The 12,186-nt window shown below is 70.5% G+C and carries 11 protein-coding genes and 1 riboswitch; of the genes, 6 read left to right on the forward strand and 5 right to left on the reverse strand.

Annotated elements, in window-relative coordinates:
* Positions 1-18: 18 nt before the first annotated feature.
* The 3 genes from otsB to AB0937_RS10440 form a co-directional block, all read right to left on the reverse strand.
* A complete protein-coding gene (otsB, locus tag AB0937_RS10430) occupies positions 19-846 on the reverse strand; it encodes a trehalose-phosphatase (RefSeq protein ID WP_366710839.1) in 828 nt (275 codons plus the stop codon).
* A gap of 6 nt (positions 847-852) precedes the next feature.
* Entirely contained in the window at positions 853-2,241 is a 1,389-nt protein-coding gene (locus AB0937_RS10435; RefSeq protein ID WP_366710840.1) for a trehalose-6-phosphate synthase, read from the reverse strand.
* A gap of 72 nt (positions 2,242-2,313) precedes the next feature.
* Positions 2,314-3,285, reverse strand: coding sequence for a glucosyl-3-phosphoglycerate synthase (locus AB0937_RS10440; protein ID WP_366710841.1), 972 nt, complete (start codon positions 3,283-3,285; stop codon positions 2,314-2,316).
* 152 nt (positions 3,286-3,437) lie between these two features.
* Positions 3,438-3,593: riboswitch (SAM riboswitch) on the forward strand.
* Positions 3,594-3,611: 18 nt separating this feature from the next.
* On the opposite strand from AB0937_RS10440, the gene thrC reads away from it, so the two are divergent.
* The 6 genes from thrC (at position 3,612) to AB0937_RS10470 (ending at position 10,890) form a co-directional block, all read left to right on the forward strand.
* Positions 3,612-4,898 (forward strand): threonine synthase, encoded by a 1,287-nt coding sequence (thrC, locus tag AB0937_RS10445; protein WP_366710842.1) that lies wholly within the window; start codon positions 3,612-3,614, stop codon positions 4,896-4,898.
* Positions 4,899-5,000: 102 nt separating this feature from the next.
* Entirely contained in the window at positions 5,001-5,276 is a 276-nt protein-coding gene (locus AB0937_RS10450; RefSeq protein ID WP_003991133.1) for a MoaD/ThiS family protein, read from the forward strand.
* Between the two features lie 446 nt (positions 5,277-5,722).
* The gene (locus tag AB0937_RS10455; protein WP_010035953.1) at positions 5,723-5,926 is read left to right on the forward strand and encodes a cold-shock protein; all 204 of its coding nucleotides are present in this window, start codon (positions 5,723-5,725) and stop codon (positions 5,924-5,926) included.
* A 335-nt stretch (positions 5,927-6,261) separates the two neighbouring features.
* Complete coding sequence (gene groL, locus AB0937_RS10460) at positions 6,262-7,884, forward strand: chaperonin GroEL (protein WP_344466291.1); 1,623 nt, start codon at positions 6,262-6,264, stop codon at positions 7,882-7,884.
* 231 nt (positions 7,885-8,115) lie between these two features.
* On the forward strand, positions 8,116-9,243 hold the full coding sequence (locus AB0937_RS10465) for an NADH:flavin oxidoreductase (protein ID WP_366710844.1): 1,128 nt from the start codon (positions 8,116-8,118) through the stop codon (positions 9,241-9,243).
* Between the two features lie 90 nt (positions 9,244-9,333).
* Positions 9,334-10,890, forward strand: coding sequence for a carboxylesterase family protein (locus tag AB0937_RS10470; protein WP_366710846.1), 1,557 nt, complete (start codon positions 9,334-9,336; stop codon positions 10,888-10,890).
* 10 nt (positions 10,891-10,900) lie between these two features.
* Here the strand turns inward: AB0937_RS10470 and AB0937_RS10475 are convergent, their stop codons facing one another.
* Together AB0937_RS10475 and AB0937_RS10480 are read right to left on the reverse strand one after the other, a co-directional pair.
* Positions 10,901-11,470: a hypothetical protein gene (locus AB0937_RS10475; RefSeq protein WP_366710847.1), complete on the reverse strand. Its 570-nt coding sequence runs from the start codon at positions 11,468-11,470 to the stop codon at positions 10,901-10,903.
* A 13-nt stretch (positions 11,471-11,483) separates the two neighbouring features.
* Entirely contained in the window at positions 11,484-12,155 is a 672-nt protein-coding gene (locus AB0937_RS10480) for a Uma2 family endonuclease (protein ID WP_366710848.1), read from the reverse strand.
* Between the last annotated feature and the right edge of the window lie 31 nt (positions 12,156-12,186).

Raw genomic sequence — 12,186 nt, forward strand, 5'->3', positions numbered from 1 at the left:
TGGGGCGCGGCGCAACCCTCAGCCGATCCGATTCGCCAATGCGGCCAGCAGCTCCACGACGCCCTCCGGGCCGTCCACCACCAGGTCCGCCCGCTCGCTGAGCTCGGTCACCTCGTCGCTGCCGCTGCACACCAGCAGGCCCGGGGTGCCGGTGGTGCGGAGGGTGTCGACGGCGGAGTAGGCGGGCAGGTCGCCCAGGTCGTCGCCGCCGTAGAGGACCGACGCGGCGCCGATCTCCCGGGCGTAGTCGCTCAGGGCGACGCCCTTGTCCATGCCGGGCGGACGCAGTTCGAGGACCATGCGGCCGGGCTCGACGATCAGGCCGTGCCGGGTCGCCAGGGCGGTGAGCGGCTCGCGCAAGGCCTCGAAGGCGGCCTGCGGGTCGGCGGCCCGGCGGGTGTGCACGGCCACCGCCCGGCCCTTGTCCTCGACCCAGGTCCCGCTCCCTTCGAGCAGCCCGGGCAGTTCGGCGCGGACGGCGTCGACGCCGGGGTGCGGCTCGGGCGCGGTGACCCGGCCGCTGCGGGCGTCCCACCGCTCGGCGCCGTAGTGCCCGAGGACGACGAGGTGCTCGAGGCCCGGCACGTTCGCGAAGCCGCCGTTGCGCACGGCGACCTCGGCGGGCCGGCCGGTGATCACCGCGATGGCGGCGACCTTCGGGGCGAGCGCCACCAGCGCGCCCAGCGCCTCCGGATGGGCCCGGGCCAGCTCGGGGTCGGCCACGATCGGCGCGAGCGTCCCGTCGAAGTCCAGGGCGATCAGCGCCTTGCCGGGGTCGGCGAGCAGGGCGGCGAGACCGTCCTGCCCGGCCGTCGTGACGGGTGTGGGCAACGCGTTGGCGCTCATCGCCGCTCAGCCCCTCAACGCGTCGAGCTGGTCCAGGAACCACTGCGCCGGTGGCAGGGCCGTAGCCGCGGCGGCCAGGCGCTTGCTGCGTTCGGCGCGTTCCTCCGGGCGCATCGACAGCGCCTCGTGCAGGGCGGCCGCCGTGCCCGTCACGTCGTAGGGGTTCACGGTGATCGCGTCCTCGCCCAGCTCCTCGTGCGCCCCGGCCTCCCGGGACAGCACCAGCGCGCAGCCCGCGTCGGAGACCACCGGGACCTCCTTGGCGACGAGGTTCATGCCGTCGCGGATGGGGTTGACGAGGGCCACGTCGGCCAGCCGGTAGGCGGCCAGCGAGCGGGCGAAGTCGTCCTTGAGGTTGAGGAGGACCGGGGTCCACCCGGGCGTGCCGTACTCGGCGTTGATCTCGTCCGCGAGCCGCTGCACCTCGGCCGTGTAGTCCCGGTACACCGCGAGGTCCTGCCGGGAGGGGTAGGCGAAGGCGACGTGCACCACCCGCTCGCGCCACTCGGCGTGGGCCTCCAGGAGGCGGCGGTAGGCCAGCAGGCCGCGCACGATGTTCTTGGACAGCTCGGTGCGGTCCACCCGGACGATGGTGCGGCGGCCTTCGCCGATCTCCTGCCGCAGCGCGGTGATCCGCTCCTCGACGTCCGGCTCGTGGGCCCGCTTGCGCAGGAAGTCGGCGTCGGCGCCGAGGCCGTGCACCCCGACCCGGGTGCCGCCGAGCCCGCCCGCGAACCGCTCGGCGCACTCGGTGAACGCCTCCGCCCAGCGCTCGGTGAGGAAGCCCAGACGGTCCGCGCCCAGCATGCCGCGCAGCACCTGCCCGGCCACGTCGTCCGGCAGCATCCGGAAGTACTCGGGCGGCGCCCACGGCGTGTGCGAGAAGTGCCCGATGCGCAGGTCGGGCCGCAGCTCGCGGAGCATGCCCGGCACCAGCGTCAGGTGGTAGTCCTGCACCACCACCGCCGCGCCCCGGGCGGCCTCCTCGGCCAGCGCCTCGGCGAACGCCCGGTTGTACGCCTCGTAGGACGCCCACTGCCGCCGGAACTCCGCGTCGAAGACGGGCTCCAGAGGCGTCTGGTAGAGCATGTGGTGCACGAACCACAGGACCGAGTTGGCGATGCCGTTGTACGCGTCGGCGTGCACGTCGGCCGGGATGTCCAGCATCCGCACGCCGTCCTCGCCGACGCCGCGCCGCACCGCCTCCCGGTCGCCGTCGGAGAGCGCCGAGCACACCCACAGCGCGTCCGCGTCCGAGCCGATCGCGGAGAGCCCGGAGACCAGCCCGCCGCCGCCCCGTTTGGCGTCCAGCGAACCGTCCTCGCCCACCGTGTACGAGACGGGACCCCGGTTGGAGGCCACCAGCACCTGCGCAGTACCGTTCGTCGAAGCCATAAGCCTCAACCTAGCCCGCCCCCCGAACGCTCAAACGTGCGGATCTGCCGCGCCCGGCCGAAAACCGCCCGGTCAGGCAGCCTTCCGCGCCTGGTACTCGGCGATCTCCACCATGGGCGGACGCTCTTCGGTGTCCACGGAGTACGTCCGCGGTTCGAAGCCGTCCTCGCCCCGCTCGAACTGGGTCAGGGACGGCCGGATCAGGTGACCGCGGGCCAGCCGCAGCTGGGCCGTGCGGTAGATCGCGGCGGCCATCCGGCCCAGCGCCTGCCCGTCCTGGTGCCGGTGCTTGCGCACGCCCACGTCCACCTGGGCGAGGGCGTCCAGACCCGCCAGGTGCAGCGCGTCGACCAGCATGCCCAGCTCGACGCCGTACCCGACCGGGAACGGCAGCTGCTCCAGCAGGGACCGGCGGGCCGCGTACTCGCCGCCGAGCGGCTGCACGAAGCCGGCCAGCCGCGGCCAGTGCATGTTGAGCAGCGGGCGGGCCATCAGCTCGGTGACCCGGCCGCCCTGCCCGGAGGTCTTGCCGGGGGCGAGCGAATCGGATTCCGTGGCCAGCGGGCGGTCGTACATGGCCTTCACCAGGTCCACGTCCGGGTCCGTGAGCAGCGGGCCCACGATTCCCGAGACGAAGTCGGACGAGAAGTCCCTGAGGTCCGCGTCGACGAAGCAGACGATGTCCCCGCGGGTGACGAGCAGCGATCGCCACAGCACCTCGCCCTTGCCGGGCACGGCGGGCAGGCGCGGGAGTATCGCGTCCCGGTGCACCACCCGCGCGCCCGCGGCGGCGGCGACCTCCGACGTGCGGTCGGTCGACCCCGAGTCGACGACGACCAGCTCGTCGACGAGCGGGACCTGGCGCATCAGGTCGTGGCGGATGACGGAGGCGATGTCACCGACCGTCGCCTCCTCGTTCAGCGCGGGCAGCACCACACTGACCGTCTGGCCGGTGCGCTGCTTCGCTGCGAGGATCTGGTGGAGCGGGCGATCGTTCGCGGACCAGGAACGGGTGCTCAGCCAGCGCTCGACTTCTTCCAGCACCGTGGCGGCTCCTCTGCGTGCTCCGGGCGGGACGGAGTGATCCATCTCGCGGTTCGGACGACTATCTCAATTGTCCTGGTCGTCGGTTACAGTCTTGAACAACGCGGATGACCATCGCATGTCCGGGGTCACCCGCCTTTACAACCGCATACAGCTCATCCAGAGGGGCAGAGGGAAACGGCCCGATGAAGCCCCGGCAACCCTCCAGTCGGTACTCGTAGGTCATTGGCGACCACTGCGCGAGGCTCCCGGCTAGGGAAGGTGCCAAATCCGTCTCACGGCGAGATGCGTCGTGAGGAAGATGAGGAGAAAGGGCCTCGCCTCACATGGCTGTGCAGACTGTTGCAAGCACCACTGACTCCACCGTAGACCTCGGTCCCGCGGCTGCCCTCAGCTGCCGTGAGTGCGGTCACCGCGTACCCCTCGGCCCGGTCTTCGCGTGCGAGGAGTGTTTCGGCCCGCTGGAGATCGCCTACGACTTCTCGGGCTACGACACCGAGGAGCTCCGCAAGCGCATCGAAGCGGGGCCCGCGAACATCTGGCGCTACGCCCCGCTGCTGCCGGTCCCGGCCGACGTGGCGGACAAGCCGAACATCAACCCGGGCTGGACCAAGCTCGTCAAGGCCGACAACCTCGCGCGTGAGCTGGGCGTCGACGCCGGCAAGCTGTTCGTCAAGGACGACTCCGGCAACCCGACGCACTCCTTCAAGGACCGGGTCGTCGCCCAGGCCCTGGAGGCCGCCCGCGCCTTCGGCTTCACCACGCTCTCCTGCTCGTCCACCGGCAACCTCGCCGGTGCGGTGGGTGCCGCGGCGGCCCGCGCCGGCTTCCGCTCCTGCGTGTTCATCCCGCACGACCTGGAGCAGGGCAAGGTCGTCATGGCCGCGGTCTACGGCGGTGAGCTCGTCGGCATCGAGGGCAACTACGACGACGTGAACCGCTTCTGCTCCGAGCTGATCGGCGACCCGGCCGGTGAGGGCTGGGGCTTCGTCAACGTCAACCTGCGGCCGTACTACGCGGAGGGGTCGAAGACCCTCGCGTACGAGATCTGCGAGCAGCTCGGCTGGCGGCTGCCGGACCAGATCGTGGTGCCGATCGCCTCCGGTTCGCAGCTCACGAAGATCGACAAGGGTCTGCAGGAGCTGATCAAGCTCGGTCTGGTCGAGGACAAGCCGTACAAGATCTTCGGCGCGCAGGCGCTCGGCTGCTCCCCGGTGTCCACGGCGTTCAAGGCCGGGCACGACGTGGTGCGCCCGCAGAAGCCGGACACCATCGCCAAGTCCCTCGCCATCGGCAACCCGGCGGACGGGCCGTACGTGCTGGACATCGCGCGGCGGACCGGTGGTGCGGTGGAGGACGTGAACGACGAGCAGGTCGTCGACGCGATCAAGATCCTTGCGCGGACCGAGGGGATCTTCGCGGAGACCGCCGGTGGGGTGACGGTGGGGGTGACCAAGAAGTTGGTCGAGAGCGGGGCGCTCGACCCCACCAAGACCACCGTCGTGCTCAACACCGGAGACGGCCTCAAGACGCTGGACGCGGTGGCCGGCACCGGGCTGACCGCGACCATCCGGCCCAACTTGGACTCGTTCCGCGAGGCCGGGCTCGTCTGATCGTCGATCGCTGCGGGCCGGTGGGGGCTGGTCGCGCAGTTCCCCGCGCCCCCAGGGACGCGCCCCAGCCGTAGCTCAATCGAAACCGGAGGTCATATTCCGATGAGCGTCACCGTTCGGATCCCCACCATCCTGCGTACCTACACCGGCGGGCAGGCCGAGGTCGCCGCCGAGGGGGCGAACCTCGGCGAGGTCATCGCCGATCTGGAGAAGAACCACACCGGGATCGCCGCCCGGGTGCTCGACGACCAGGGCAAGCTGCGCCGGTTCGTCAACGTGTACGTCAACGACGACGACGTGCGCTTCGAGCAGGGTCTGGAGACGGCGACGCCGGACGGTGCCGGTGTGTCGATCATTCCCGCCGTCGCGGGTGGCTGATCCGGTCGGCCGACTCGATTGTTACCTTCGGTAACGACAGTCACTGAGAGTTTATCGAATTGCCCCCTCCGTGAGAGAAGCGGAGGGGGCAATTCTGTGTGGTTGAGCGGGGTACAGTTGGGGAACGCGGTCCCGATCCGCTGATCGGAACCCTGAATTCCCGCTTCGAGCCCGACAAGATGTAGCCAAAGTGTGCATGCCTTTTGAGGCTTTTGTTCCCTTTGCGTCGCCCGACTTGCCCTGAATTCGGGTGAATTCTCCCCACATTCCGGACCCTGTGCGTCCAGAATTCTCGTCCGATTGACCTGTTGCAGAGGGCAGTTGGACAGATACATTCAGCCGCGGTCGACGCGTTCCGGCGCACGCCCCCAACCGTGGGGGGTGAGGTCTGACCCGGGTCCGCGAAGTGTGGATCTGTGCAAGGGCCAGTAATAGGGGAGTTAGGCATGGCTCAGGGCACCGTCAAGTGGTTCAACGCGGAGAAGGGGTACGGCTTCATCGCGGTCGACGGTGGTGCGGATGTTTTCGTCCACTACAGCGCGATCCAGATGGACGGCTACCGCACCCTTGAAGAGGGCCAGCGGGTCGAGTTCGAGATCTCGCAGGGTCAGAAGGGACCGCAGGCCGACATGGTTCGCGTCTCTGCCTGAACGCGCACCACGACCAACGCTCAAGCGACCGGTCTTCTCAGAAGGGCCCGTACCCCCCGGGGTGCGGGCCCTTCGGTCTGTTCGAAGGGGGCGCGGGGCGGTGTTCGCGGGTGGCTGACGCCCCGGCCCGGTACCCGGGAGGCGCTTGCACTCGCAGGGGTCGAGTGCTAATCATTGCGTTAGCACTCTGAAGGTGAGAGTGACAACGTAAGGACCGGGTCGGTGAGGCCCGCAGGCCGGGTGGGGGAAGGAACCCACGAGGCAAGCGAGCCGTCCGTCGCGGGCGCGGGCGCGGTCCGAAGTAATCACCCCCAGTCCTGGAGGGACCACTTCACATGGCCAAGATCATCGCGTTCGACGAGGAGGCGCGGCGCGGCCTCGAGCGCGGCATGAACCAGCTCGCGGACGCCGTCAAGGTGACGCTCGGCCCCAAGGGCCGCAACGTCGTCCTCGAGAAGAAGTGGGGCGCGCCCACGATCACCAACGATGGTGTCTCCATCGCCAAGGAGATCGAGCTCGAGGACCCGTACGAGAAGATCGGCGCCGAGCTGGTCAAGGAAGTCGCCAAGAAGACGGACGACGTCGCCGGTGACGGTACGACCACCGCGACCGTTCTCGCCCAGGCCCTGGTCAAGGAAGGCCTGCGCAACGTCGCCGCCGGCGCCAACCCGATGGCCCTGAAGCGCGGCATCGAGCGCGCCGTCGAGGCCGTCTCCGCCGCCCTGCTGGAGCAGGCGAAGGACGTCGAGACCAAGGAGCAGATCGCCTCCACGGCCTCCATCTCCGCCGCCGACACCCAGATCGGCGAGCTCATCGCCGAGGCCATGGACAAGGTCGGCAAGGAAGGCGTCATCACCGTCGAGGAGTCCCAGACCTTCGGTCTGGAGCTGGAGCTCACCGAGGGTATGCGCTTCGACAAGGGCTACATCTCGGCGTACTTCGCCACCGACATGGAGCGTATGGAGGCCGTCCTCGACGACCCGTACATCCTGATCGCCAACTCGAAGATCAGCAACGTCAAGGACCTGCTGCCGCTCCTCGAGAAGGTCATGCAGTCCGGCAAGCCGCTGCTGATCATCGCCGAGGACGTCGAGGGCGAGGCCCTGTCGACCCTGGTCGTCAACAAGATCCGCGGCACCTTCAAGTCCGTTGCCGTCAAGGCCCCGGGCTTCGGCGACCGCCGCAAGGCGATGCTGCAGGACATCGGCATCCTCACCGGCGGCGAGGTGATCTCCGAGGAGGTCGGCCTCAAGCTGGAGAACGCCACGCTCGACCTGCTGGGCAAGGCCCGCAAGGTCGTCATCACCAAGGACGAGACCACCATCGTCGACGGTGCCGGCTCGGCCGACCAGGTCCAGGGCCGCGTCAACCAGATCCGCGCCGAGATCGAGAACAGCGACTCGGACTACGACCGCGAGAAGCTGCAGGAGCGCCTGGCGAAGCTCGCCGGCGGTGTCGCGGTCATCAAGGCCGGTGCCGCCACCGAGGTGGAGCTCAAGGAGCGCAAGCACCGCATCGAGGACGCCGTGCGCAACGCCAAGGCGGCCGTCGAGGAGGGCATCGTCGCCGGTGGTGGCGTGGCCCTGCTGCAGGCCTCCCAGGTCTTCGAGAAGCTGGAGCTCGAGGGTGACGAGGCGACCGGCGCCAACGCCGTGAAGCTCGCGCTGGAGGCCCCGCTGAAGCAGATCGCCGTCAACGGTGGTCTCGAGGGCGGCGTCGTCGTGGAGAAGGTCCGCAACCTCACCGTCGGCCACGGCCTGAACGCCGCGACCGGTGAGTACGTCGACATGATCGCCGAGGGCATCATCGACCCGGCGAAGGTGACCCGTTCCGCTCTGCAGAACGCCGCCTCCATCGCCGCGCTGTTCCTCACCACCGAGGCCGTCATCGCCGACAAGCCGGAGAAGGCCGCCGCGCCCGCCGGCGGTGGCATGCCGGGCGGTGACATGGACTTCTGATCGACCTGAGGGTTGATCGACGTCCTTACCGAGGGCGGCACTTCCTGTTCCGGCAGGAGGTGCCGCCCTTCGGCGTGCCCGGGGGGCGCCCCGTGCGGGTGCCGGGCGGGAGCCGCGGCGTGTCCGGGATCACAGCGGGTGCGGGATGGCGGGGCGGGACCGGATGGTTGAGGGTTAGGTCGGTCCCATGCGTATGCACATACCCCCCGGTATCCGAAAGTGAGCCCCCACGTGACTGTCGCCGCCTCCGCCTCCCGCGCCGCCGAAATCCTGTCCCGGCCCGTATCGCTGGGCGGCCTGACCGTTCCGAACCGGATCGTGATGGCGCCGATGACCCGCATGTTCTCCCCCGGCGGTGTGCCCGGCGAGGACGTCGTGTCGTACTACGCGCGCCGCGCCGCCGCCGGAGTCGGCCTGATCGTCACCGAGGGCACCTACGTCGGCCACGAGTCGGCCGGGCAGAGCGACAGCGTGCCGCGCTTCCACGGCGACGAGCAGCTCGCGGGCTGGGCGAAGGTCGCCGAGGCGGTGCACGCCGCGGGCGGCACGATCGTGCCGCAGCTGTGGCACATCGGCATGGTCCGCAACCAGGGTGAGCCCCCGGTCGCCGACGCCCCGGCCGTCGGCCCCTCCGGCCTGCGCATCGGCGCGACGGAGCCCACCGGCAAGGTCATGACGCAGGCCGACATCGACGCCGTCATCGGCGCGTTCGCCGAGGCCGCGGCCGCCGCCGAGAGCATCGGCTTCGACGGTGTCGAACTGCACGGCGCCCACGGCTACCTGCTCGACCAGTTCCTCTGGGAGGGCACCAACCGCCGCACCGACGCCTACGGCGGCGACCGCGTCGCCCGCGCCAAGCTCTCCGAGGAGATCGTCGCGGCCGTCCGCGAGACCGTCTCCGCCGACTTCCCCGTCATCTTCCGCTTCTCCCAGTGGAAGCAGGAGGCCTACCGCGCCCGCCTCGCGGAGACCCCGGAGGAGCTGGAGTCCATCCTCGCGCCGCTGGCCGCCGCCGGCGTCGACGCCTTCCACGCCTCCACCCGCCGCTACTGGGTCCCCGAGTTCGACGACTCCGACCTCAACCTGGCCGGCTGGACCAAGAAGCTCACCGGCAAGCCCACCATCACCGTCGGCTCCGTCGGCCTCGACGGAGGCGACTTCCTCAAGTCCTTCCAGGGCCACGGCGCCGAGGTCGGCGACCTCGACAACCTCCTGGACCGCTTCGAGCGCGACGAGTTCGACATGGTCGCCGTCGGCCGCGCCCTGCTCCAGGACCCCGAGTGGGCCCGCAAGGTGCTCGACGGCCGCTTCGGAGAGCTGGCCCCGTACAGCCCGGCGGCGCTGAAGACCCTCAGCTGACCCGCCTCCGCACGGGGTGCCTGGATCCGCTCGCGTCAGTCAAGGAAACTGAACGGACGCTTGTTCGCAGGTACCCCGTGAGGAGACCCAGTGACGACGACCGACTCCCGCCCCTCGGCGGGCGGCCCCTCCGAACAGCCCGGCCCGGTGGTGCGCACCACCGCCGGAGCGGTACGCGGACGGAGGGAGGAGGGGCTCGCCGTCTTCCGCGGCATCCCCTTCGCCGCACCCCCGGTGGGCGAGGCCCGCTTCCAGGCCCCGCGGCCCGCCCCCGCCTGGGACGGCATACGCGACGCGTACGCCTTCGGTCCGCCGCCACCGCAGGACCTCGGCCTGATGGGCGGCCCGGGCCTGATCGACGTACCGCAGGGCGACGACTGGCTCACGGTCAACGTCTGGACCCCCGAGCCCGGCCCGGACGCACGCCGCCCGGTGATGGTCTGGATCTACGGCGGTGCCTACAAGCTCGGCCACGCCGGCAGCCCCGGCTATGACGCCCGCCGCATCGCGGCCGACGGTGACCTCGTCGTCGTGTCCCTCAACTACCGCGTCGGCATGGAGGGCTTCGCCCACATCGAGGGAGCCCCCGCCAACCGCGGACTGCTCGACCAGGTGGCCGCGCTGGAGTGGGTGCGGGACAACATCGAGTCCTTCGGCGGCGATCCCGGCCAGGTCACGGTCTTCGGCGAATCGGCCGGCGCCGGTTCGGTCGCCTCGCTGCTCGCCATGCCGCGCGCGGCCGGGCTGTTCCGCCGGGCGATCGCGCAGAGCGTGCCGGGGACGTTCTTCTCCGACGCCCTGGCCCGTGACATCGGCACGGCCCTCGCCGCGGAGCTGGGCCTGCGCCCCACGGTCGCCGACCTGTCGGCGATCGCCCCGCGTGAGCTGACCTCGGCGGGCGAGACGCTCGGCCCGAAGATGCCCCAGAACATCGACCGCTGGGGCCAGGCGGCACCGACGGTCACACCGTTCTCGCCGGTCGTCGACGGCGAGGTGCTGCCGACCACGCCGTGGCAGGCGCTGGCGGCCGGTTCGGCCAGGGACGTCGACCTGCTCGTCGGCCACAACCGCGACGAATACCGCCTGTTCCTCGCCATGGCGGGCCAGCTCGGCCATGTCCCGGACGAGCGGGCGGCCTCGGCCCTGCGCCTGTTCGCCCCCGGTCCCGACGGCGAACAGGCCTACCGCGCGGCCTTCCCCGACGCCTCCCCGTCGGAGCTGTACGAGCGAGTCCAGACGGACTGGCTGTTCAGCATGCCTTCGCTGCACCTGGCCGAGGCGCAGCGCGCGGGCGGCGGACGCGCGCACCTCTACGAACTGACCTGGCCGGCCCCGGGCAACGGCGGCGCGCTCGGCGCCTGCCACGCCCTGGACATCCCGCTGCTGTTCGGCACGTACGGGGCGGACCTGGGGCTGCTGCTGTTCGCGGGCACGGAGCCGTCCGCCGAGGCGCTCTCACTGTCGTCCGGTTTCCGCGCGTCCTGGACGTCCTTCGCGCGGTCGGGCGACCCGGGCTGGCCGGCGTACGACACCGAGCAGCGGCTGGTGCAGGTGCTGGACGCGGAGCCGGAGGTCACGGCGTACCCGGAGGAGCGGTCGCGGCGGCTGTGGGAGGGGCACGAGTTTCTGCCCCTGCCGCTGCTGTGAGTGCGGGCCGCTAGAGGTTGCCCATGGGCTCGATGTCGACCCGCACGGGCGTCCCCCACACCCGCAGCACCTCGTAGTCGGTGAACTCGTGGACCAGCCGGTACGCCATGGCGGCCCGGGGAGCCTTGCGCTGGGCGTTGATGAAGAGCTCGGCCTCGCGTCGGTCCCGGCGCGGGGTGCCGCACAGCTGCCAGGTCTGACCATTCCACAGCTCCGCCAGCCAGCGCTGCTGGGGCTGGGGACGGTCGCCGCGCACGCCGTAGCGGGACGGCGCGGGCTCGGCGGGCCGGTGCTGGGGGGCGGGCCCGTTGAACTCCGCCCGGCGGGCCGCCCTGCGCCGCGTCTCGCACAGCAGGCACAGATCGGGGGCGGCCTCGTCGACCGGCCCGTTCGGGTGCTCGGGGCAGCGGGTGGTGGGCGCGGCGCCCGTGACACTCTCGTCCAGCAGGTCCAGGGCGCGCTTCAGATCGGCCTTGACCTCGTGCAGCTTGGCGTCGGGGGTGTCGGCGGAGAGGGCCTCCCCGTGCTCCCCGAGCAGACGGAGGGCGCGGCCTAGGGCGGTCAGCTGGGCGTGGTTCATGAGTCCATTGTCGTCAGTCGGCGTAGTCCTTGAGCTTCTCGGTGTCCAAGGTGATGTTCACGGGGGCGGGGAGCCGGACGGTGGTGCCCCAGGGATGCGGGGAGATCTGCTGGTAGCGGCCTTCTTTCGGCTCGCTGAAGACAGTGACGGTGTGGTTGTCGCGGTCGATGAGGAGGTAGACGGGGATCCCGGCTTCGGCATAGCCGACGGGCTTGTCGATGCGGTCGCGCTGGTTGGTGTCGCGGTCGCGGGACGTGATCTCCACCGCCATGAGGGAACCGTCGGGGTCGGACCACTCGCCGTCGCCCCGAAAATGATCCACCGGCACGAGCGTTCCGTCCGAGCGAGCGCGACCCTTGCGGTAGGCCTCTGCCTTGACGCCTGACTCGGGAACCAGATCCAGATCGGGACGGTGCTGCATGCACTGGCGCAACAGCCACATGAAGACGGAACGGTGGTTGCCGTCCGGCATGGCCTTGACCTCTAGTTTTCCGTTGATGTACTCAAGCCGCACGGTCTCCGGCGCGCGGCGCTCCAGCTCTTCGAAGTCCTCGACGCTGAGGGGGTCCTTCGTGCGGACCCGTCCATCGACGTATTCGAGCCGTACGTGGTTCGGGGCCACGTCGGCCAGCTCCTCGAAGTCCTCGATGGGCATCAGCGGGCGGTCAGCGATACCAGGGGTCATGGTGGTGCCTCCTCCCTTCCATCGTGCCCTC

Origin of the sequence: Streptomyces sp. NPDC047880 (assembly GCF_040706515.1) — a bacterium.
Classification (GTDB): domain Bacteria; phylum Actinomycetota; class Actinomycetes; order Streptomycetales; family Streptomycetaceae; genus Streptomyces.

What these genes read in the sequence shown, in the direction of transcription:
- otsB (WP_366710839.1), bottom strand. Translation starts at nt 846, where the DNA reads ATGAGCGCCAACGCGTTGCCCACACCCGTCACGACGGCCGGGCAGGAC.
- AB0937_RS10435 (WP_366710840.1), bottom strand. Translation starts at nt 2,241, where the DNA reads ATGGCTTCGACGAACGGTACTGCGCAGGTGCTGGTGGCCTCCAACCGG.
- thrC (WP_366710842.1), top strand. Translation starts at nt 3,612, where the DNA reads ATGGCTGTGCAGACTGTTGCAAGCACCACTGACTCCACCGTAGACCTC.
- AB0937_RS10450 (WP_003991133.1), top strand. Translation starts at nt 5,001, where the DNA reads ATGAGCGTCACCGTTCGGATCCCCACCATCCTGCGTACCTACACCGGC.
- AB0937_RS10455 (WP_010035953.1), top strand. Translation starts at nt 5,723, where the DNA reads ATGGCTCAGGGCACCGTCAAGTGGTTCAACGCGGAGAAGGGGTACGGC.
- groL (WP_344466291.1), top strand. Translation starts at nt 6,262, where the DNA reads ATGGCCAAGATCATCGCGTTCGACGAGGAGGCGCGGCGCGGCCTCGAG.
- AB0937_RS10475 (WP_366710847.1), bottom strand. Translation starts at nt 11,470, where the DNA reads ATGAACCACGCCCAGCTGACCGCCCTAGGCCGCGCCCTCCGTCTGCTC.
- AB0937_RS10480 (WP_366710848.1), bottom strand. Translation starts at nt 12,155, where the DNA reads ATGACCCCTGGTATCGCTGACCGCCCGCTGATGCCCATCGAGGACTTC.